General features: G+C 70.9%; 3 protein-coding genes. All 3 read left to right on the top strand.

The window, feature by feature from the left end:
* Window positions 1-215: 215 nt before the first annotated feature.
* Window positions 216-1,253, top strand: a complete 1,038-nt coding sequence (locus AC1DOC_RS26295; RefSeq protein ID WP_062363242.1) for an ABC transporter ATP-binding protein — start codon at window positions 216-218, stop codon at window positions 1,251-1,253.
* 58 nt (window positions 1,254-1,311) lie between these two features.
* Window positions 1,312-2,304: an ABC transporter ATP-binding protein gene (locus AC1DOC_RS26290; protein WP_018903680.1), complete on the top strand. Its 993-nt coding sequence runs from the start codon at window positions 1,312-1,314 to the stop codon at window positions 2,302-2,304.
* Window positions 2,305-2,336: 32 nt separating this feature from the next.
* Window positions 2,337-3,110 (top strand): amidase family protein (locus tag AC1DOC_RS26285; RefSeq protein ID WP_478130801.1); only part of this gene is annotated, 774 nt, incomplete at its 3' end.

The raw sequence follows: 3,110 nt of genomic DNA, 5'->3' as shown, positions 1-3,110 counted from the left end.
GCGCAAGGCACCCCATCGACGGGAGCGTTGGACAGAGCAGTTGTTGATCGGCGGTACACCAGCAGCGTGTCCWGGTGCACAGGGCATCGGGTGCTCCCCGCAGCGAAATCAAGGAGGAGGCCGCAGGCCGGGGGACATTCGCGGAGGGGAGTACCCGGTGGCCTGTGCACGCGCCCCGAACAACAGCAACAAGAGCAACAAAGGAGCGTGAAAACATGGACGCACTGAAAGACATCGGCGGCCCCGCACAACCGCTTCTCACCATCACCGGCCTGGTCAAGCACTTTCCGCTCAAGAAAGATCCGCTGGGCCGCGGCGGTGGCGTGGTGCGCGCGGTCGACGGAGTGGACTTCGAAGTGCTCAAGGGCGAAACGCTCGGCGTGGTCGGCGAATCGGGCTGCGGCAAGTCGACCACCGCGCGGCTGCTGATGCAGCTGATTGCACCAACGCGGGGCGAAGTGATCTTCGACGGCCGCGAAGTCGGCGGGCGCGAACTGCCGCTCAAGGAGTTCAGGCGCCAGGTGCAGATGGTGTTCCAGGACAGCTACGCCTCGCTCAACCCGCGCCTGACCATCGAAGACTCCGTCGCCTTCGGCCCGCAGGTGCACGGCGTCGGGCGGCGCGAGGCCGTGGCGCGTGCGCGCGACCTGCTCGCGCGCGTCGGGCTCGAGCCGCAGCGCTTTGCCGAACGCTATCCGCATGAGCTTTCGGGCGGGCAACGCCAGCGCGTCAACATCGCGCGCGCGCTCGCGCTGCAGCCGCGCATGGTGATCCTCGACGAGGCCGTGTCGGCGCTCGACAAGTCGGTGGAAGCGCAGGTCATCAACCTGCTGCTCGACCTCAAGGCCGAATTTGGCCTCACCTATCTTTTCATCAGCCACGACCTCAACGTGGTGCGCTACGTGAGCGACCGCGTGATGGTCATGTACCTGGGCCAGGTGGCCGAGATCGGGCCGGCCGACGCGCTCTACGATGCGCCGGCGCATCCCTACACCCGCGCGCTGCTCTCGTCGATGCCCTCGATGGACCCCGACCACCGCACCGAGGAAGCGGCACTGGCCGGCGACCCGCCGAACCCGATCAACCCGCCCTCGGGCTGCCGCTTCCATCCGCGCTGCGCGCTGGCCGCGCCGGTGTGCAGCCAGGTGGTGCCGGAGCCCATCGCCACCGGCGCGCGACATGCGGCGAGCTGCCTGGTCCACGAGACCGGCAGCGGACATCCGATGGCCGTGCCGCTGGCCCGGGCGGCGTGAACGCATGACGACCACGACGACAACGATGAACAACCCGAGCTCTTCTTCCCCCGAGCCGATGGTCCGCCTGCGCGACCTCAGCGTCAGCTTCAGCGGCGGCCGCAAGCCCGTGCATGCGGTCAGCGGCGTGAGCCTGGAGGTGCAGCGCGGCGAGGTGGTCGCGCTGATCGGCGAATCGGGCTCCGGCAAGAGCGTGACCCTGCGCACGCTGCTGCGCCTGCATCCCGAGCGCCGCACGCGCATCGGCGGGCAGGTGCAGGTGGCCGGGCGCGACGTGCTCGCGATGCCCGCGCGCGAGCTCGACGACTTCCGCGGCAAGGTCGCCTCGATGATCTTCCAGGAGCCGCTGCTTGCGCTCGATCCGGTGTATTCGGTCGGCGCGCAGATCGTCGAGTCGATCCGCCGGCACGACAGGAAGGCCACGGCGGCCGAGGCGCAGCAGCGTGCGCTTGCGCTGTTCGAGCGCGTGCGCATCCCGAGCCCCGAGCGGCGCCTGGCGGCCTATCCGCACGAGATGTCGGGCGGCATGCGGCAGCGCGCGATGATCGCGCTGGCGCTGGCATGCAAACCCCAGCTGCTGCTGGCCGACGAGCCGACCACCGCGCTCGACGCCACGGTGCAGATCCAGATCCTTTTGCTGCTGCGCGAACTGCAGCGCGACCTCGGCCTGTCGGTGATCTTCGTCACGCACGACATCGGCGCCGCGGTCGAGGTGGCCGACCGCATCGCTGTGATGTATGCGGGCCGCATCGTCGAGGAAGGCACGGCGCGCGAGCTGATCCGCTCGCCGCGCCACCCCTACACCATCGCGCTGCTCAAGAGCCGCGCGCACGGCGCTCTGGCGCGCGGCGCGCGGCTCGAGACCATCGGCGGCACGCCGCCCGACCTGTCGGCGCTGCCGCCCGGCTGCGCCTTTGCCGAACGCTGCACGCTCGCCACCGATGCCTGCCGCGCCGCGCAGCCGCCGGTGGTCGAACTCGCGCCGAAGCATCGCGCGCGCTGCATCCATACCGATGCCGCCGCCGCCATCGCGCCCACGCTGGCCGCCTGACCCGCCCCTGCACACACACACCACGACACGCCATGCCCCTGCACGACCCCGCCCACGCCTTCGTTCCGTACCCCGACGCGCCGGTGCCGCATGCGCCCACCGGCCCGCTGGCCGACCTGCGCTTTGCAGCCAAGGACCTGTTCGACGTGGCCGGCTATCCCACCGGCGGCGGCAGCCCGATCGTGCTTGCGATGTCGGGCATCAAGACCCGCACCGCGCCCACCGTGCAGAAGCTGCTCGATGCGGGCGCGCGCTTCGCGGGCAAGACCGTGACCGACGAACTCGCGTTCTCGATGAACGGCAACAACGCGCACTTCGGGGCGCCGATCAACGGCGCCGCAAAAGACCGCATCACCGGCGGCTCGTCGTCGGGCTCGGCCTCGGCCGTGTCATCGGGCCTGTGCGACTTCGCGCTCGGCACCGACACCGGCGGCTCGGTGCGCGCGCCGGCCAACCACTGCGGCCTGTACGGCCTGCGTCCCACGCATGGCCGCGTGAGCCTCGAAGGCGCGCTCGACCTTGCGCCCAGCCTCGACACCTGCGGCTGGTTCGCACGCGACATCGGCACCTTTGCGCGCGTGGCCGACGTGCTGCTGGGCGCTGACACGGCCGCGCTGCCCGCGCGCGTGCGGCTGCTGCGGCCCGAGGACGTGTGGTCGCTGGCCGTGCCGGCCGCGGCCGACGCGCTGGCGGATGCGGCCGCGCGCGTGCAGCGCGTGCTCGGCGATGCGGCGGGCATCGAGGTCGCGCTCGACTCCTTCGACGCGATGTACTGGAACTTCCGCTACGTGCAGTCGCACGAGGCC

The organism is Variovorax sp. 01T439_2, from assembly GCF_056398445.1.
The sequence above is the reverse complement of the archived record's forward strand: the minus strand, read 5'-3'. Positions and strand labels throughout refer to the sequence as shown.

Coding starts and splice junctions, on each gene's coding strand:
- AC1DOC_RS26295 (WP_062363242.1), top strand. CDS start 216: ATGGACGCACTGAAAGACATCGGCGGCCCCGCACAACCGCTTCTCACC.
- AC1DOC_RS26290 (WP_018903680.1), top strand. CDS start 1,312: ATGGTCCGCCTGCGCGACCTCAGCGTCAGCTTCAGCGGCGGCCGCAAG.